The sequence below is a fragment of the Mesorhizobium sp. L2C066B000 genome (assembly GCF_000502335.1).
Classification (GTDB): Bacteria; Pseudomonadota; Alphaproteobacteria; order Rhizobiales; family Rhizobiaceae; genus Mesorhizobium.
The window spans coordinates 223,001-241,407 of sequence record NZ_AYWZ01000011.1 but is presented as its reverse complement, the minus strand read 5'-3'; the positions used below and the strand labels follow the sequence as shown (position 1 = coordinate 241,407).

17 protein-coding genes and 1 pseudogene are annotated in these 18,407 nt (G+C 63.2%); 8 read left to right on the top strand and 10 right to left on the bottom strand.

What is annotated here, in order from left to right:
* Positions 1-102 precede the first annotated feature (102 nt).
* A complete protein-coding gene (locus X733_RS144470) occupies positions 103-1,371 on the top strand; it encodes a multidrug effflux MFS transporter (protein ID WP_023684881.1) in 1,269 nt (422 codons plus the stop codon).
* A 57-nt stretch (positions 1,372-1,428) separates the two neighbouring features.
* On the opposite strand, the gene X733_RS144475 is transcribed toward X733_RS144470, so the two are convergent.
* From X733_RS144475 to rpsD, 4 genes are all read right to left on the bottom strand, one after another.
* Entirely contained in the window at positions 1,429-1,713 is a 285-nt protein-coding gene (locus X733_RS144475; RefSeq protein WP_245260654.1) for a hypothetical protein, read from the bottom strand.
* A 208-nt stretch (positions 1,714-1,921) separates the two neighbouring features.
* Entirely contained in the window at positions 1,922-2,749 is an 828-nt protein-coding gene (locus X733_RS144480; protein WP_023684879.1) for an inositol monophosphatase family protein, read from the bottom strand.
* Positions 2,739-3,626, bottom strand: coding sequence for a tRNA 2-thiocytidine(32) synthetase TtcA (ttcA, locus tag X733_RS144485; protein ID WP_023684878.1), 888 nt, complete (start codon positions 3,624-3,626; stop codon positions 2,739-2,741). The genes X733_RS144480 and ttcA overlap by 11 nt, the downstream gene beginning before the upstream one ends.
* A 106-nt stretch (positions 3,627-3,732) precedes the next feature.
* Positions 3,733-4,350 (bottom strand): 30S ribosomal protein S4, encoded by a 618-nt coding sequence (gene rpsD, locus X733_RS144490; RefSeq protein WP_023669107.1) that lies wholly within the window; start codon positions 4,348-4,350, stop codon positions 3,733-3,735.
* A 385-nt stretch (positions 4,351-4,735) separates the two neighbouring features.
* Here rpsD and X733_RS144495 point away from each other — a divergent pair, with 385 nt between their 5' ends.
* Positions 4,736-4,936 carry a hypothetical protein gene (locus X733_RS144495; protein ID WP_023684877.1) on the top strand — a complete coding sequence of 67 codons (201 nt, stop codon included), beginning with the start codon at positions 4,736-4,738 and terminating at the stop codon, positions 4,934-4,936.
* 83 nt (positions 4,937-5,019) lie between these two features.
* Here X733_RS144495 and X733_RS144500 read toward each other — a convergent pair whose 3' ends face one another.
* The gene (locus X733_RS144500; protein ID WP_023684876.1) at positions 5,020-5,208 is read right to left on the bottom strand and encodes a DUF3008 family protein; all 189 of its coding nucleotides are present in this window, start codon (positions 5,206-5,208) and stop codon (positions 5,020-5,022) included.
* A 162-nt stretch (positions 5,209-5,370) separates the two neighbouring features.
* On the opposite strand from X733_RS144500, the gene X733_RS144505 reads away from it, so the two are divergent.
* A complete protein-coding gene (locus tag X733_RS144505) occupies positions 5,371-6,753 on the top strand; it encodes an RNB domain-containing ribonuclease (protein WP_023684875.1) in 1,383 nt (460 codons plus the stop codon).
* Positions 6,754-6,835: 82 nt separating this feature from the next.
* Here X733_RS144505 and murI read toward each other — a convergent pair whose 3' ends face one another.
* The 3 genes from murI to X733_RS144520 form a co-directional block, all read right to left on the bottom strand.
* Positions 6,836-7,624 carry a glutamate racemase gene (murI, locus tag X733_RS144510; protein ID WP_023684874.1) on the bottom strand — a complete coding sequence of 263 codons (789 nt, stop codon included), beginning with the start codon at positions 7,622-7,624 and terminating at the stop codon, positions 6,836-6,838.
* Between the two features lie 145 nt (positions 7,625-7,769).
* Positions 7,770-8,378, bottom strand: coding sequence for a DUF805 domain-containing protein (locus X733_RS144515; RefSeq protein WP_023819431.1), 609 nt, complete (start codon positions 8,376-8,378; stop codon positions 7,770-7,772).
* Between the two features lie 81 nt (positions 8,379-8,459).
* Complete coding sequence (locus X733_RS144520; RefSeq protein ID WP_023684872.1) at positions 8,460-9,308, bottom strand: RNA methyltransferase; 849 nt, start codon at positions 9,306-9,308, stop codon at positions 8,460-8,462.
* Positions 9,309-9,525: 217 nt separating this feature from the next.
* Here X733_RS144520 and X733_RS144525 point away from each other — a divergent pair, with 217 nt between their 5' ends.
* From X733_RS144525 to X733_RS144535, 3 genes are read left to right on the top strand one after another with little or no spacing between them, the layout of a single operon-like run.
* Positions 9,526-10,737 carry an NADP-dependent isocitrate dehydrogenase gene (locus tag X733_RS144525; protein ID WP_023669114.1) on the top strand — a complete coding sequence of 404 codons (1,212 nt, stop codon included), beginning with the start codon at positions 9,526-9,528 and terminating at the stop codon, positions 10,735-10,737.
* 10 nt (positions 10,738-10,747) lie between these two features.
* Entirely contained in the window at positions 10,748-11,362 is a 615-nt protein-coding gene (locus X733_RS144530) for a glutathione S-transferase family protein (protein ID WP_023690203.1), read from the top strand.
* A 14-nt stretch (positions 11,363-11,376) separates the two neighbouring features.
* The gene (locus X733_RS144535; RefSeq protein WP_023819430.1) at positions 11,377-11,979 is read left to right on the top strand and encodes a demethoxyubiquinone hydroxylase family protein; all 603 of its coding nucleotides are present in this window, start codon (positions 11,377-11,379) and stop codon (positions 11,977-11,979) included.
* Between the two features lie 100 nt (positions 11,980-12,079).
* On the opposite strand, the pseudogene alaS reads toward X733_RS144535, so the two are convergent.
* A pseudogene (gene alaS, locus X733_RS01000000166465) lies at positions 12,080-14,760 on the bottom strand (alanine--tRNA ligase).
* Positions 14,761-15,031: 271 nt separating this feature from the next.
* Positions 15,032-16,135, bottom strand: a complete 1,104-nt coding sequence (recA, locus tag X733_RS144540; protein ID WP_023669117.1) for a recombinase RecA — start codon at positions 16,133-16,135, stop codon at positions 15,032-15,034.
* A 282-nt stretch (positions 16,136-16,417) separates the two neighbouring features.
* Here recA and X733_RS144545 point away from each other — a divergent pair, with 282 nt between their 5' ends.
* Both X733_RS144545 and X733_RS144550 read left to right on the top strand, forming a co-directional pair.
* The gene (locus X733_RS144545) at positions 16,418-17,362 is read left to right on the top strand and encodes a carbohydrate kinase family protein (RefSeq protein WP_023819429.1); all 945 of its coding nucleotides are present in this window, start codon (positions 16,418-16,420) and stop codon (positions 17,360-17,362) included.
* 70 nt (positions 17,363-17,432) lie between these two features.
* Complete coding sequence (locus X733_RS144550; RefSeq protein ID WP_023748562.1) at positions 17,433-18,350, top strand: pseudouridine-5'-phosphate glycosidase; 918 nt, start codon at positions 17,433-17,435, stop codon at positions 18,348-18,350.
* The last annotated feature ends 57 nt before the right edge of the window (positions 18,351-18,407 follow it).

Below are 18,407 nucleotides of genomic sequence, written 5' to 3'. Positions count from 1 at the left end.
GGCAGCCCCGCCCCGGCAAAATGTTACCTCCCCCTATCGGAGTGAGGACGAACTTATGCGCCGGCATGCCGGCGCATATTCGTTTTGAAGATCGGACCCGCCGTGGACCAGCCAGCAAAAGCGCCGCAACAGGCACGCAAATTGCCTATTCCGCGCTGGGAATTCATCGCGCTGTGCGCGGCACTGATGGCGTTGAACTCGCTGGCCATTGACATCATGCTGCCGGCACTGCAGCAAATCGGCGCCACGCTTGGCGTTGAGAATGAAAACCACCGCCAGTATGTGATCACCGCCTATATATTGGGCTTCGGTGGCGGACAGCTTTTCTTCGGACCGATCTCGGACCGGTTCGGGCGCCGCGCGCCGCTCGTTGCCGGGCTGGCGATTTATGTCGTGGCGGCGGCAGCTGCCGCCATCGCCCCGTCATTCGCCGTCCTGCTGCTGTGCCGGCTGGTGCAAGGCATCGGTGCGGCGGCGACCCGCGTCATCGCCGTCTCGATCGTGCGCGACACGTTCGACGGTCGGCGCATGGCCGAGGTGATGTCTCTGATCTTCATGGTGTTCATGGCCATCCCGGTGATCGCGCCTGGGATCGGCCAGTTCATCATGCTGTTCGCAACATGGCACTGGATCTTCGTCACCATGGCCGTCGGAGCGCTGATCGTGTCGGCGTGGTCGCTGCTGCGGCTGCCGGAGACGCTGCATCCGGAGTACCGCCGGCCGCTGACAGTCTCATCCGTCGTCGGTGGTTTCCGTATCGTGCTCACCAACCGCATGGCGCTTTGCTACGCCTTTGCCAGCACCTTCATTTTCGCCGCCATGTTCGGCTTCATCGCCTCCGCACAGCAGATCTATGTCGACATTTTTCATGTCGGCGAATTGTTTCCTGTCATCTTCGCGGGTGTCGCCGGCGTTCTCGCTTTTTCGAACTACCTCAACTCGCGCCTGGTCGGCCGCATCGGCATGCGCCGCCTGTCGCAGAGCGCACTGCTGTTGTTCCTGGTGATCAGCCTTGCCTGGCTCACCGTTTCGCTTCAAATGAAGATGCCACTCTGGCTGTTCATCACCTTCTTCGCCAGTGCGATGCTCCCGTTCGGCGCGCTCGGCGCCAATTTCAACGCGCTCGCGATGGAACCGCTCGGCCAACTGGCGGGCACCGCGTCGTCCATCCTGGGCTTCATGCAGACTTTTCTCGGCGGCATCCTCGGCACGCTGATCGGCCAGGCCTTCAACGGCACGGTGACGCCGCTTGCCGCCGGCTTCTGCAGCGTCTCGGTCGCGGCCCTGCTGATGATCCTGATCGCCGAGCGCGGCAAGATGTTCCAGCCGCACAACCCACCCATTTCAGGGCACGTCACCGACCTGCATTGAGCGACGCGCCTTGAGATTGTTGGTCTCAAAACCGCATCCACCTTTATGCGACGCGTTTCAGGATGCGCCGCCAATCACTGCCGTGAAACGAGGGAACAGCGGGCGCCCTGCGATGGCGCCACCCATGCTGTCCGACAGCGGCATCGGCAGAGCCTTGTCGAGCGCTTCGAGCACGGATGACACAAAGACCCGGTTGAGCGAGGCATCATCTCCCATATGGGAGAAAGTGGCGCGCGGCTTGCCCATCAGCGTGCCGTTTTTGCGAATTGAAAAACTCAGCGTCAGGGTCAGGCCAGCACTTCCAGGCGGCGGCTGCCAACAGGCAAAGATCGCGTCGAACATTTCGTCGATGGTGTCGATGGGATCGGGGCTACGACACGCGCGCTCCTGCGATCGTGCCTCAGTGGCGCAGGCGACCAGGGCAAGTGCAAGTGCCGTTGCGACAATTGCGGACCGATGTTTCATTTCGCGGCTCCGGCTTCGCGAGCGATTGGACCACTATAACAGAGCCAATATACTTGACGAAAGCGTCTACCGGCAGTTGGACCGACTATTGCGCCCAGAGTTCCCTGCGCAACTCCTGCCAGCTTTCCTTGTCCGGGGCGACAAGAATGCCGCCGTCGATATGCGAGGGCAGATAGGCGCTACCGTCGATCCGCGCGGTGTAGCCGCCGGCCTCGGCGTGGATCAGCACACCGACCAGATGGTCCCACGGCATCAGTTTGTTGTAGACGACGAAATGGGCATGGCCGCTGGCCAGAAGACGGTATTCATGTGCCGCGCAGCGATAGCCGAACTGCGACAGGGTCTTGGTCTGGTTGCGCGCCAGGAGCGAGCGTTGCGGTTCCGCCAGATATTGCCAGGAGACGGAGCCGGTCATCTGCGAGATCGGCACGGCATCGGCGACGTGCACCGTCTCCAGCGCGCCATGCGCATGGCGGATATGGCTGCCGGCGCCCTTGGCGCCGATCAGCCAGTCCCGGCCTACGGGGTCATGGATGATACCGGCGACGGTTTCGCCCTTGACGACGACGCTCAGCATGACGCCGAAGAGCGGCACGCCGGAGGCGAAGTTGAAGGTGCCGTCGACCGGGTCGACGACGAAGGCGAGGTCGGCATCGCCGAGCCCCTGAAGCAGCGCCGGATTGTCGGAACAGGCTTCCTCGCCGACGATCATCGCCGTGGGATAGCGCTCGCGCAGCCTGGCCGTGATCAGCCGCTCGGCGTTGATGTCGGCCTCGGTCACCAGGTCGGCAGCCGAGGTCTTCTGTCTGATGTCGCCCTCGCCCAGCCGGCGAAAGCGTGGCATGATTTCGGCCCTGGCTGCATCGGCGAGAAGCTCGGCCAGCCAGTCGATCGCTTGGTCGTCAAATATCATCGGAAATGTCTTGTCCTGTGCTGAGGCTGCCATTGAGGGCGGCAAAGTCGAACAGCTTTCTGTCGAGCAGATGCGACGGCCTGGTGTTGGACAGCGCGCGCAGCATCGTATCCTTGCGGCCCGGCATGCGCTTTTCCATATCGTCCAGCATCGCCTTCATGGCGTTGCGCTGCAGGCCTTCCTGGCTGCCGCAGAGATCGCAGGGAATGATCGGGAATTTCATAGCGGCGGCGAATTTTTCCAGATCGACCTCGGCGCAGTAGCTCAGCGGCCGCAGCACCATGACGTCGCCGTCGTCGTTGAGCAGCTTTGGCGGCATGGCGGCAAGGCGGCCGCCATGGAACAGATTCATGAAGAAGGTTTCGAGAATGTCCTCGCGGTGGTGGCCGAGCACCAGCGCCGAACAGCCCTCCTCGCGCGCGATGCGATAGAGATGGCCGCGCCGCAGCCGCGAGCACAGCGAACAATAGGTGCTGCCCTGAGGCAGCTTGTCGGTGACCACCGAATAGGTGTCCTGATACTCGATGCGATGGGCAATGCCATGCGCATCGAGGTAGTCGGGCAAAATGTGCTTCGGAAAATTCGGCTGGCCCTGGTCGAGATTGCAGGCCAGCAGCTCGACCGGCAGTAGCCCGCGCCATTTGAGATCGAGCAGCACGGCCAGCAGGCCGTAGGAATCCTTGCCGCCGGACAAGGCCACCAGCCAGCGGTCGCCGGGCCTCGCCATGGCGAAATCGTCGATCGCCTGGCGGGCCAACCGCAACAGCCGCTTACGCAGTTTGTTGAACTCGACCGAAGACGGCACGTCGGCAAACAGCGGGTGGAAGCCGCCTTCAGCAATCGGTTCAACTGTGTCGATGCCTGCCAGCATGTTCATGGCTTGTCGCTTTCCATAGCCGAGAGTGCCGGATTAGCGGACATGGCCGACAAAGAAAAGGCCGCCTCGACGGGCGGCCCTTTCCGGTATCGCAGAAAGCGATCGCTTAGCGCGAATAGAATTCGACGACCAGGTTCGGCTCCATCTGCACGGCGAACGGAACATCGGCCAGGCCGGGGATGCGCGAGAAGGTCGCGACCATCTTGTTGTGATCGACTTCGATATAGTCCGGCACGTCGCGCTCGGCGAGGCCGACCGCTTCCAGCACGATGACCAGCTGCTTCGACTTTTCGCGCACTTCGACGACGTCGCCCGGCTTGCAACGGTACGAGCCGATGTTGACGCGCTTGCCGTTGACGTTGACGTGGCCGTGGTTGACGAACTGGCGAGCCGCGAAAATGGTGGGCACGAACTTGGAGCGGTAGACGACCGCGTCGAGACGCGACTCGAGCAGGCCGATCAGGTTCTCGGAGGTGTCGCCCTTGCGGCGATCAGCCTCTTCATAGACCTTGCGGAACTGCTTTTCGGAGACATCACCATAGTGACCCTTCAGCTTCTGCTTGGCGCGCAGCTGCAGGCCGAAATCGGAAAGCTTGCCCTTGCGGCGCTGGCCGTGCTGGCCGGGGCCGTATTCACGCTTGTTGACCGGGGACTTCGGGCGGCCCCAGATGTTTTCGCCGAGACGGCGGTCGATCTTGTACTTCGCGGATTCGCGCTTGCTCATCGCATTCCCTTTCAAAACAAACCACCCGGAGCCTCATGGTCCGGGTGAAGGAAACGCGCCCTCCTCTGGCCTCCGTTTTCGAGGCCTGACAGGGTTTTCCCACGCAACGCGGCGGAAAACCCACGGGACACGTCAGTCTAGACAAAACCCAGGAAACGATAAACCTGCTTTCCCGGGCTTGCCATGCAAAAGAAACAACCGGGCATTGCGGCCCGGTGTTGGTGCGCTCGATAAACGGAGATTTGAGCAGAGTCAAGCGCGTCGCTGGCGCTGGGCCCGGCAACCATATCACGTCTTTGGCGTTGAGTGCCGTGCCGGATGCGGCGGGAGGTTGTTGCGCCGACGGCATTTAGGAAGGGACTGAGCCAAAGGAGCCCGAAGTCGCATGAAGAAGTTTTTCCTCTCGTTGGTCGGTGCAGCCGTCATGGCCGGGACGATGTCGATCGCCGTGCCCGAGCCAGCGATGGCCAAGCACTGGCAGGGCCACAAGCATCGTCAGACCTGCCATGTCGTGGTGAAGAAGAAGGTCATCTGGCGGCATGGCCACAAGAAGGTCATCCGCTACAAGGTGAAGCGCTGCTGGTGACGTCAGGAGTTTCGGGCTTGGCCTGAATCGAAGAAGCCCGTGGTTTCGGCCACGGGCTTTGTTTATCGACTCGGTTCAAGGTTTCAGTCTGCCGATTTCTTCTCCGGCAGGCCTTTGCGCTTGGTCTCTGCGAATTCCTCGAGCTGCTTTTCGCTCATCGAATTGTACATCGACTTCGACGCGCCTTGAAGTTCGCTCTTCCTGGTCTCGCCGCGCTTGGCCGACAGGGCTGCGCCAGCGGCCTTTTGCTGTGCTTTTGAGGTTGCAGGCATATCGGCACCTCCTTTGCTGACAGAGGAAGAAACGTTGCGCTCCGGCGACGGTTCCAGCGCTGGCGGTCAACTTCCGTTCCGCGCTCATGCCTGCCCATGGTCGGCCGGCACTGCCGGCAAAACCACCTTCCCGTGCCCGCAACGCCGGTGTAGGACGGCGCCATGAAATCGTTGAACGATCCCTCGCAGGCACTCGCCACCGGCCTCGCGAAAATCCGCACCGAGTTCCATGTGCCGGAGGGATTTCCCCCTGATGTAATGGCCATGGCACAGACGGCGGCCAGGCGCGTGCCCGACCAGCATGCCGACCGCACGGCGATGCCCTTCGTGACGCTCGATCCCGCGACTTCCACCGATCTTGACCAAGCGTTTTCGATCGAAGCGAGCGGTAGCGACCTTCTGTTGCACTATGCGATTGCCGACGTAGCCTGGTTCGTCGCGGACGGCGACGCGGTGGATCGCGAAGCCTGGGCGCGGGGCGAAACCCTGTATTTGCCGGACGGCAAGGCCGGGCTCTATCCCCGGGTCATTGCCGAGGGCGCCGCGAGCTTGCTACCCGGCGGTCCGCGTCCGGCTGTCATCTTCACGGTCCGGATCGCCGACGACGGAGCGGTAAGGCTGGATGGCGCGGAGCGGGCAATCATTCAAAGCCGCGCCAAGCTCGCCTATGACAGCGTGCAGGCCGCCGACGTCCCAGTCGGCTTCGCCGAAATCGCGCGGCGCATGGCGGCGGCCGAAGACCGTCGCGGCGCTTCGCGCGTCGACCCGCCCGAGCAGGAGGTGGAACAGCTTGCCGATGGCACGTTCCAGCTTGCGTTCAGGCCGCTGCTGCAATCCGAGCAAGACAACGCAGCACTTTCGCTGGCCGCCAACATGGCGATTGCCGACGCCATGCTGGCACACCGGACCGGCTTGTTCCGGGTGATGGCGCCGCCCGATGCTTCCAAAGTACAAAGACTGCGCAGCGCGGCACGGGCCTTAGGCCTGTCCTGGCCTCCTTCGACCAACCTGTCCGACTATCAGCGAACCCTCGATCCGACGAACATGCAACAGGCAGCGCTGATGCTGGAAATCCGCCGCGCCGGCTCCGGTGCGTCCTACCAACCCTATGAAGAAGGCGTTGTCCCCTGGCACGAGGCGATGGCCGCGACCTATGCCCACGCCACCGCGCCCCTGAGGCGGCTGGCCGATCGCTACGTCGTGCGCTGCGTGCTGGCCATCGCCAACGGCCAGCCGGTGCCGCAAGCCGTTACCGAGGCGTTTTCCAGACTGCCTAAGGTGATGGGCCGCGCAGGCGCCCGCGCCTCGCAGATCAACCACGCGGCCATCGGCCTTGCCGAGGCGGTGATGCTGAGGGGGCGCGTGGGTGAAACATTCAAGGCCGTCGTCACCGACGTCGGTGATCAGCGTGCGCGCGTTCAGCTCTCGGACATGCCTGTCGTTGCGAATGTGAAGGCCTCAGGGTTCAGGCAGGGCGATGGCCTGACGCTAAGGCTTGTTTCGGCCGATCCGGATCGACGCGTCATTGTCTTCGAGCCTGCCTAAAGCGCGTCGGCGACGCGCTTTAGTTTTTCGTTTTATGCATGTCGTTGTCCCAAAACCGCTGCGCACTTTTGGGCGACATGCATTAGCGCGCGCTCAATCCAAAACCCTGCATCAGCCGGCTGATGGCGAAATCCGCCTTTCCCGAGGTAAAGACGGCGATGTCGGGCTCGCTTTGCGGCAATGGTCCGTCGACAGCCGGAAGCAGCGACAGAGCACGCCGCGCAATCGCTTCGGCCGGGTCGATCCAGTCGACCGGCCAGGGCGCGGTCTTGCGCATGCGATTGGCCAGGAACGGATAGTGCGTGCAGGCGAGCACGACGATGTCCGTGCGCAAATCGTCATGCTGGACGAAACACGGTGCGATCTCGGCACGCACGGCCTCCTCGTCGACAAAGCCCTCGCGCATGTAGGCCTCGGCCAGTCCGGCGAGATTGTTGCTGCCGACCAGCCGGACATGGCATTTCTGCGCCCATTTGCCGATCAGGTCGCGCGTGTACTGGCGCTTCACCGTGCCCGGCGTCGCCAGCACCGAGACCAGCCCGGACCGGGTGCGCTCGGCAGCCGGCTTGATTGCCGGCACCGTGCCGACAAAGGGATGGCCAGGGAATTTTTCCCGCAACGCATCGATCACCAGCGTCGAAGCGGTATTGCAGGCGACGACCGAAATTTCCGGATCAAAACGGTCGAGCAGCTTGGCGAAGAGCTCGACTATATGGGCCTGCAGCGCCGGCTCTTCCCAGGCGCCGTAGGGAAAGGCCTTGTCATCGGCGACGTAGACGAAGCGCCGGTCGGGCATCAGCACGCGCGCTTCGCGCAGCACGGTCAATCCGCCAACGCCGGAATCGAACATCAGGATCGGACGGTGGCTCATTGATATCGGACCATGAAAGAGGCTGGATCAGAAGGCTTGGCGGTCATTGGCCAATGCCGTTCTTCTATCTGCAACCATCATGGTCTTGAAGTGGCGAATGTCAGCAAGTTCTATGCAAAGCCGGCGAAGACGACCTTGCCTCGGCCTAGAGCCCGCGCTTGCCGAAGCCGGCGGGCCGCGGGCGGCCCATAGGCTGGGCGGACGGCACCGAGCGCGTGGCCGGTGTGGCGTTGCGCATGGAACACTGTGCCGTGCTGCTGGCCATCCGGCCGGATCCCGCAGGCATGGGCGTATCGCCATCGAAATCGAAAACCGATGTCAGTTCGTCGATATTGATGCCCGCCACCGGCTTAGCCACCAGGATCGTGCACCAAAGGCCAAAGATCGACAGCGCCAGCAGGTTCAAACCGCTGGACGTGCTTTCCGGGTTCTTGAAATCGATGACCAGCAGCGTGCCTGCCTGCAGAAAGGCGTAGATGGCGCAGAACACGATGTAGGACCACAGGATCCAGGCTTTGCCGTTGGCGTCGCGGCTGCGTCGCCAGGCGATGTTGGCACGCATGACCACGGCCAGGAGGGAAACGACCAGAACCGCGCCTGCCATGCCTTGCCGCGATGGACCGGGCGCCGAGTTGACCAGCCCCTCAAAGCCGATCGTGCCAACGATGCACAGCACGGCAAGAACGGCCTCGAGCAGGGCTACGCCGAGCGAATAGAAGAAGAAGCGCATACGGCCGATTTTGGACGTGAACATTTGCCACCCCACCGTTTTGACAACAATGGACGAGAGGCAAATAAAATTCGGTTAGTTCAGCCGTTCGAAGCTTAGCGATTTCTAATCTTCTTTGTCTGCCTGGCGTTTTCGCGCAGCGGCCGGCAAACGCCTTGGATCGTCTCCCGGCGAGCCGTCACCGCGCGGCATGGCCGGCGAAAACCGGTCGAGCGACGAGATGATGCCACGCAGCACTTTCAGTTCCGGCTCGGCGAAACCGGCGCGCGTCAAGACGGCGCGCAGATTGTCGACCATCTTGGGTTTCTTGGGCGCCGGGCGGAAATAGCCGCGCGCTTCGAGCGCGCCTTCGAGATAGGCAAACAGCCCGTGCAACTCTTCCTTGCTTGCCGGCTTCATTTCAGGGCTGGAGAAATTGGTCGCCGTCTCGTCTTCCAGGCCCGACTTCATCCATTCATAGGACATCAACAGCACGGCCTGGGCGATGTTGAGCGACGAAAAGCCGGGATCCACCGGGAAGGTGACGATCTCGTCGGCCAGCCCGACCTCGTCATTGTAGAGCCCAAAACGCTCGCGGCCGAACAAGATGCCGGTGCGCAGGCCGGCCATCTGACGCGCCCTCAGCGCCCTGCCCGCTTCGACCGGACCACGCACGGGTTTGAAGCCGTCGCGCTCCCGCGCCGTGGTGGCGAAGACGAAGTTGAGGTCGGCGACGGCGGACGCCAGGTCGCCGAACACTGTTACGGCATCGATGACATGGTCGGCGCGGCTGGCGGCGGCGCGCGCCTTCTCGCTCGGCCAGCCGTCACGCGGGTTGACCAGTCTCAGTTCGGCAAGGCCGAAATTGGCCATGGCGCGCGCAACCATGCCGATATTCTCGCCGAGCTGCGGCTCGACCAGGATGATCGCCGGCCCGGCGGCGGATGCGATTTCAGGATGATCGACGGCGGACATGATCTCAATGAACTGCTGTTTGCGGCATTTCAGCGTTCCCTGCCACATCCGCTCGGCAAAATGAAGCTTTTGCAAAACACCGGTCGCGGCACAGACGACCCATTCTGCACGGATCGGCGTTTGCGCGGCCAAATAGGCTTTGATATACGCTCCGCATCCCCGGCCGAAGCCATGCGGGCAAGGCCGTTTAGTTCCCCAAAAGCGAGGCATTCTTTTCATGGCGAAGATCAAGGTGGCGAACCCGGTCGTCGAGCTCGACGGCGACGAGATGACCCGCATCATCTGGCAGTTCATCAAGGACAAGCTGATTCACCCTTATCTCGACCTGAAGCTCGAATATTACGACCTCGGCGTCGAGCACCGCGACGCCACCAACGACCAGGTGACCATCGATTCGGCCAATGCCATCAAGAAATGGGGCGTCGGTGTGAAATGCGCGACGATCACGCCCGACGAGCAGCGCGTCGAGGAATTCAAGCTGAAGAAGATGTGGAAGTCGCCCAACGGCACCATCCGTAACATTCTCGGCGGTACCATTTTCCGCGAACCGATCATCATGAAGAACGTGCCGCGTCTCGTGCCGGGATGGACCAAGCCGATCATCGTCGGCCGTCATGCCTTCGGCGACCAGTATCGCGCCACCGACTTCCGCTTCCCCGGCAAGGGCAAGCTGACCATCAAGTTCGTCGGCGAGGACGGCAAGGTGATCGAGCACGACGTGTACGACGCACCCGGCGCCGGTGTTGCCATGGCGATGTACAATCTCGACGACTCCATCCGCGAATTCGCCCGCGCCTCGCTGAATTACGGCCTGCTGCGCAATTATCCGGTTTATCTCTCGACCAAGAACACCATCCTCAAAGCCTATGATGGCCGCTTCAAGGACATTTTCCAGGAGGTCTACGAGGCTGAATTCGAGGCCGAGTTCAAGGCGAAGAAGCTGTGGTACGAGCACCGGCTGATCGACGACATGGTGGCCTCCGCCCTGAAATGGTCTGGCGGCTACGTCTGGGCCTGCAAGAATTATGACGGCGACGTCCAGTCCGACACGGTGGCGCAAGGTTTTGGCTCGCTTGGCCTGATGACCTCCGTGCTGATGACGCCGGACGGCAAGACGGTGGAAGCGGAGGCCGCGCACGGCACCGTGACGCGCCACTATCGCCAGCACCAGAAGGGCGAGGAAACCTCGACCAATTCGATCGCCTCGATCTTCGCCTGGACGCGCGGCCTCGCCCACCGCGCCAAGCTCGACGATAATGCCGAGTTGAAGCGATTTGCCGACACGCTGGAGAAGGTCTGCATCCAGACGGTTGAGAGCGGCTTCATGACCAAGGACCTGTCGCTCTTGATCGGTCCCGACCAACCATGGCTGTCGACCACCGGCTTCCTCGACAAGATCGACGAGAATTTGCAGAAGGCGATGGCGTAAGCCGGCAGCCATGGCCAAGCCGGTCGTCTACGGGGCGGACTACAGCGTCTATGTGCGCATCGTCCGCCTCGTGCTGGCGGAAAAAGGCATCGACTACGACCTTGTGCCGGTCGATGTCTTTGCCGCCGAGGGCACTCCCGCCTGGTACTTCGAGCATCACCCTTTCGGCCGCATTCCGGCCGTCGAGCATGACGGGTTTCGCCTGTTCGAAACCAGCGCAATCGCCCGCTATGTCGACGAGGCGTTCGACGGCCCGGCACTGCAGCCAAAAGACGCCCGCACCCGCGCAACGATGAACCAGATCATCGGCATGCTCGACGCCTATGCCTACAGATCGATGGTCTGGGACGTCGCCGTCGAGCGGCTTGAGAAGGAAGCGCCAGACGAGGCACTGGTCGCCAACGGGCTGCGCCAGGCGGAAACGGTGCTGCGGGTGCTCACCGCACTCAAGCCTCCCGGGCCGTGGCTGCTCGGCGACCAGCTGACGCTGGTCGACCTGCATGCGGCATCCATCATCGCCTATTTCGTCAAGGTCGCCGACGGGCAAAAGCTGCTTGCGGCGTTCGCCGACATCCAGGCCTGGTGGGACGGCATCGCAAAACGTCCGAGCCTGGCGGCGGGCTGATATGGGTTCGGGCCATGGCTGACCCATCTCGCCAGGACGCGCTCACCGTCGCCAGAATTGTCAGGGTCAACCACGCCGGTGAGTTCGGTGCGATCAGGATCTATTCGGCGCAGATTCTTGTCGCCAGGCGCTTCTGGCCGGATTGCGTGCCATCCTTGTCGGAGATGCTCGGGCACGAGCGCACGCATTGCGCCGCCTTCCGTGCCGCCATGCCGGCGCGGAAGGCGCGACCGTGCCGGGTGATGCAATTCTGGAGCTGGGGTGGCTGGCTGCTGGGTTTTGTCACCGCCCTGCTCGGTCCGCAAGGCATCTGGGCCTGCACGGCGGCGGTTGAAGCGGCGGTGCATCGCCATCTGGACGATCAGCTGTTTTTCCTCGCCAATCGCGACCACGACTTGCAAGGCATCATCCTGGCGATCCGCGAGGAAGAGCTCGCCCATCTCCATCACGCCGAAGAGCAGCTGAAATCGCCCGGCCCGGCGCTGAACTTTTTACGGTCGCTGATTTCGATCGCCACGGACGTGCTGATCTGGCTGTCCACCTGGGGCGATTCCAGCAGAATGACGCGCGCCCTGAAGGCGGCGAAAAGAACTAGACTAGCTAGACGGACCGTCTAAGAGCTGATTGCCGGCTTGCCACTATCAGCCACAGAATGGCAAGCACGGCGGCGAAGGCCGGAAAGCCGCACACAAAACCAGATAAGGCATAGGGTGGCTTTCAGGCTGCCTCCAGCGCCGCCCTCACCGCGGCGATCGCATCATTGGCCTTCGAGGCGTCCGGGCCGCCGGCTTGCGCCATGTCGGGCCGTCCGCCACCGCCCTGCCCGCCCAATGCGGCCGAGGCAACGCGCACAAGATCGACAGCGCTGAAGCGGCCGACGAGATCGTCCGTCACTGCGACCACGACGCTTGCCTTGTTGTCTTCGCCCGCACCGACGAAGACGACGACGCCTGAGCCGAGCGAAGTCTTGCCGGCATCGGCCAGCGGCTTCAAATCCTTCGGCGACACGCCGGAAACCGCTTTGCCGAGGAAGCCGATACCGNTACCGGCGACGGTTTCGGTGGTGGCCGGAGCATCGGCCGCGGCACCACCGCCCAGCGCGAGTTTCTTGCGCGCTTCGCTCAGCTCCTTCTCGAGCTTCTTGCGCTCCTCGAGCAGCGTCTCGACACGCGCCGGCACGTCGGCCGGCGAGATCTTCAGCACAGCCGCCGTCGCCTTCAGGCGTCTGTCCTGCTCGTCGAGATATTTTCGTGCGGCTTCGCCGGTCAGCGCCTCGATGCGGCGCACGCCGGCGGCGACTGCGCTGTCGGAGACGACACGGACCAGGCCGATATCGCCGGTCGCCCGGACATGGGTGCCGCCACAAAGTTCGATGGAATAGGGTCTATTGGCCTTGGCGCCATGCACGCCGGTGCCCATCGAGACGACACGCACCTCGTCGCCGTATTTTTCGCCGAACAGCGCCATGGCGCCTTCAGCGATGGCGTCGTCGACCGACATCAGCCGCGTCGTCACCGGGCTGTTCTGGACGACGATTTCGTTGGCCATGCGCTCGACCTCTTCGAGATCTTCGGCCGAGATCGGCTTGTTGTGCGAGATGTCGAAGCGCAGGCGCTCGGGCGCGACCAGCGAACCTTTCTGCGCGACATGGGTGCCCAGCACCTCGCGCAGCGCCTCATGGATCAGATGCGTTGCCGAATGGTTGGCACGCAGCCGGGTGCGGCGCGCATGGTCAACCTTCAGCTCGACGGCTGCACCTGGCTTGACCGTGCCGTTCGTCACCTTGCCCAGATGCACGAACAGGCCGTCGGCCTTTTTCTGCGTGTCGGAAACCTCGATCGAGAAACCTTCGCCGGAGATGATGCCGGTGTCGCCCATCTGGCCGCCCGACTCGCCATAGAACGGCGTCTGGTTGACGACCACCGCCACCGCGTCGCCCTTGCCGGCGCTATCGACTGTCTTGCCGTCCTTGACCAGGGCCTGGATGAGGCCTTCCGCCTGTTCGGTCTCGTAGCCGAGGAATTCGGTGGCGNGGTGGCGCCGGCCTTCTCGCGTACAGAAAACCAGATGGTCTCGGTGGCCGCGTCGCCGGAGCCAGCCCAATGCTTGCGCGCTTCGGCCTTCTGCTGCTCCATCGCATGGGTGAAGCCGGCAAGGTCGACTGAGATGCTGCGCTGGCGCAGCGCGTCCTGCGTCAGATCAAGCGGGAAGCCATAAGTGTCGTAGAGCTTGAAGGCGGTCTCGCCGTCCAGCATGTCACCGGCGTGCAGCGTCTCCGTGGCCTCCGAGAGCAGGCCGAGGCCACGCAGCAGCGTCTTGCGGAAGCGTGTCTCCTCGAGCTTCAGCGTCTCGGTAATCAGCTGTTCGCCGCGCAGCAGTTCGGGATAGGCCTGGCCCATCTCGCGCACCAGCGCCGGCACCAGCTTCCACATCAACGGCTCCTTGGCGCCGAGCAACTGCGCATGGCGCATGGCGCGGCGCATGATGCGGCGCAGCACATAGCCGCGGCCTTCGTTCGACGGCAGCACGCCATCGGCCACCAGGAAAGAGGACGAGCGCAGATGGTCGGCAATGACGCGGAAGGAGGCGACCGTCTCCTTGTCGGGTCCCTGCCCGAGCGCTGACGAGGCCGCATCGATCAGGTGGCGGAACAGGTCGGTCTCGAAGACGCTCTCCACCCCTTGCAGGATGGAGGCCATGCGCTCCAGGCCCATGCCGGTGTCGATCGACGGCCGCGGCAGGTCGATGCGCTCATCCTTGGTGACCTGCTCATATTGCATGAACACCAGGTTCCAGAATTCAAGGAAGCGGTCGCCGTCCTCCTCCGGGCTGCCGGGAGGGCCGCCCCAGATGTGCTCGCCACGGTCGATGAAGATTTCCGAGCACGGCCCGCACGGTCCGGTGTCGCCCATAGCCCAGAAATTGTCGGAGGTCGGGATGCGGATGATGCGGTCATCGGAGAAACCGGCGATCTTCTTCCAGAAGCCGGCCGCCTCGTCATCGGTGTGATAGACGGTGACCAGCAGCTTGTCCTTGTTCAGCCCGAACTCCTTGGTGATCAGGTTCCAGGCCAGTTCGATGGCGCGCTCCTTGAAATAGTCGCCGAAGGAGAAATTGCCGAGCATTTCGAAGAAGGTCAGATGGCGCGCGGTGTAGCCGACATTGTCGAGGTCGTTGTGCTTGCCGCCGGCGCGCACGCTTTTCTGCGCAGTGGTGGCGCGCGAATAGGACCGCTTCTCCAGGCCGGTGAAGACGTTCTTGAACTGCACCATGCCGGCATTGGTGAACATCAGCGTCGGGTCGTTGCGCGGCACCAGCGGGCTCGAGGCCACGACCTCGTGGCCCTCCTTGCGGAAATAGTCGAGGAATGTCGACCGGATCTCGTTCACGCCACTCATGAGTGCTGCCTTTTCGCGAAAACCGCCGGCACGGCCGGCGGACACTGGTCTCTGCTTTTTAGAAGATTGACTTGGCCTTTTAGCGGGCACGCCCCACCCTGTCCAGAAACACGGAATTGGGCCAATCCGGCAACTGCCAAGCCGGCTTCACGCTGCCCAAAAACGAAAACCGCCGGCGCGAAGGCCGGCGGTTTGAAACGCAATACTAAAGAACTCGGTTACTTAAGCATCGGATAATAGACTGGATTTATGGCCGAACTCTGGCCGTGCCCTACATGGCGCCGGATTCTTCCTCGAAGCCGTCGTCGCTTTCGCCGCGCTCGGGGCCGCCATTTTCAAGAAACTTCTCGGCGATCAGCCCGGCATTCTGCCGCAGCGCAAGTTCGATCTCACGCGCCGTGTCGGGATTGTCGCGCAGGAACAGTTTGGCGTTTTCGCGACCTTGGCCGAGACGCTGCGAATTGTAGGAGAACCAGGCGCCGGACTTCTCGACCACGCCGGCCTTGACGCCGAGATCGACCAGTTCGCCGGTCTTGGAGACGCCCTCGCCATACATGATGTCGAACTCGACCACCTTGAAGGGCGGCGCCAGCTTGTTCTTGACCACTTTGACGCGGGTCTGGTTGCCGACGACCTCGTCGCGGTCCTTGACCGAGCCGATGCGGCGGATGTCGAGGCGCACCGAAGCGTAGAATTTCAGCGCGTTGCCGCCGGTCGTGGTTTCCGGCGAACCGAACATGACGCCGATCTTCATGCGGATCTGGTTGATGAAGATGACCATGGTGTTGGAGCGCGAGATCGAGGCAGTCAGCTTGCGCAGCGCCTGGCTCATCAGACGCGCCTGGAGACCGGGCAGCGAATCGCCCATCTCGCCCTCGATTTCAGCGCGCGGCGTCAGGGCGGCCACCGAATCGACGACCAGAACGTCGATGGCGCCGGAACGCACCAGCGTGTCGCAGATTTCCAGCGCCTGCTCGCCGGTGTCCGGCTGCGAGATCAAGAGGTTTTCCAGATCGACGCCGAGCTTGCGGGCATAGACCGGATCGAGTGCGTGCTCGGCATCGACGAAGGCGCAGATACCGCCTTTCTTCTGGGCTTCGGCAACTGTGTGCAGCGCCAGTGTCGTCTTGCCCGAGCTTTCCGGCCCGTAGATCTCGACAATGCGGCCGCGCGGCAGGCCGCCGACGCCAAGCGCGATGTCGAGGCCCAGCGATCCGGTCGGCACGGTTTCGATCTCGACGACCTGCTCGTTGGCGCCAAGCCGCATGATCGAGCCCTTGCCGAAGGCGCGCTCGATTTGCGACAGCGCCGCGTCCAGAGCCTTTGATTTGTCCACCGCTTTGTCCTCTACAAGCCGCAAAGAATTCTGAGCCATGATACATCACCCCTTGGTCGTCAATGAAGGCCGGACAATCCGTAATCCCTGCCCATTTTGTACTACTTTTGTTCTCGTTTGGCAAGAGGGGTCAAATATCTGAAAAGCAATCTTTATCCGGATTTGTTCTTTTTTTGTCTCATGGTTTCGTTTCCGGATGTATCCACCATTGGGCCAGACGCGCCGGCTGTTTCGATCGGCCGAATCGCCGGCTTGCCTGCGAAGCTCCGCCGCACAGCGTAGCGCTTGTGCGGCTCGAATAACAAAGGTCATATCGCCGGCATGGTGAAATCAGCAAAGATACTGGCGGTGGGCGGCGCCCATATCGATCGCCGCGGCCAGGTGTCGGGCACGTACGTGCCCGCGGCGTCCAACCCCGGCACGATGCGCGAGGATGTCGGCGGCGGCGTATTCAACGCGCTGCGCAGCCTGGTGCGGCGCGGCGTCTCGGCCTCGCTTTTGTCGGTGCGCGGCGGCGATGCCTCGGCCGAGACGGTTGCGCGCGCCATCGCCGACTCCGGCATTGCCGACCTGTCGGCGGTTTTCCTCGACCGCACGACGCCGAGCTACACGGCGCTGATCGATCGCGACGGCGAGCTGATCACCGGCTTTGCCGATATGGCGCTCTACGATTTGGCGTTCCCCAAGCAGATCCGCCGCTCCAAGGTGCGCGAGTTGGTCGCCGAGGCCGATGCGGTGCTCTGCGACGCCAATCTGCCATCAACGGCGCTGGAGCGGCTGGTGGGGCTCGCCGCCGGCAAGCCGGTGTTCGCCATCGCCATTTCGCCGGCCAAGGTGGTGCGGCTGATACCGGTGCTGAAGGAACTCGCGCAGGTCTTCATGAACCGGCGCGAGGCCATGGCGCTGGCCGGCGTCGATGCCAATGCCACCGAGCGCGAGACCGTCGACGGACTGCGCTGCAGCGGCCTCACCAGTGGCGTGGTGACGGCGGGCGACGGCCCGGTGCTGGGATTCGACGAAGCCGGCGCCTTCTCTATCCTGCCGCCGGCGCCGAGAAAAGTCGCCGACGTCACCGGCGCCGGCGACGCGCTGGCCGGCGCCACCATCGCTGCCCTGCTGCGCGGCCTGGCATTGCGCCAAGCCCTCCGCGAAGGCGTTGCCGCGGCGACGCTCGCCATCGAAAGTTCGGATGCCGTGCCGGCCTTCACCGCCGCGACCTTCACCGAGGCACTGGCTCTTGTGCCCGACGCGCAGGAAATGGCATGAGGGCGGCCAATTGCCATTGCCGGAGCGCGACGTCCAAGCGGACGCGCGGATCTCCGGATCGGAGACCATCATGACACCGCAAAGCGCCCGCCCCTTCATCGACCTCCACGCGCCCGTGGCCGAGGCGCTCGCCGCTGGCCGCCCCGTCGTGGCGCTGGAAAGCACCATCATCACCCATGGCATGCCTTACCCCGACAATGGCGCCATGGCCGCCAATGTCGAAAAGATAATCCTGGACAATGGCGCGGTGCCAGCGACGATCGCCGTGGTCGCCGGCCGCATCAAGATCGGGCTTTCCGACGGCGAGCGCGAGTCGCTGGCCATGACCGGCGACGCCATGAAGCTGTCGCGCGCCGATCTCGGCTTTGCGGTGGCGCAAGGCCGCACCGGCGGCACCACGGTCGCCGCCACCATGATCGCCGCTGACATGGTCGGGATAAAGGTGTTCGCCACCGGCGGCATTGGCGGCGTTCACAAGGGCGCGGAAAAGAGCTTCGACATCTCGGCCGATCTCGACGAGTTGGCGCGCACGCCGGTCATCGTCGTCTCGGCCGGCGCCAAGGCGATCCTCGACATCGAAAAGACGCTGGAAGTGCTGGAGACGCGCGGCGTGCCGGTGATTGGCCATGGCTGCGAGACGATGCCGGCCTTCTGGTCGCGGCATTCGCCGTTCCGCGCGCCGCTGACCCTGCACAGACCGGAAGAGATCGCGCATTTCTACAAGACCAGGGCGGCACTTGGCCTGGTCGGCGGCATGCTGATCGCCAACCCGGTGCCGCAGGACGATGAAATCCCGGCCGACGAGATGGCCGGCTATATCGAGGCCGCGCAGAAGGCGGCGGAAGTGCAGAACGTGACCGGTAAGGCGGTGACGCCGTTCCTGCTGGGCAAAATCCTCGAACTGACCGGCGGCCGGAGCTTGAAGACCAACATCGCGCTGGTCGAGAACAATGCGCGGCTGGCGGCGAGGATTGCGACGGCGCTGTAGGATCGCCTACGTCGGCGGGACAGCACCCCCCTCTGGCCTGCCGGCCATCTCCCCCGC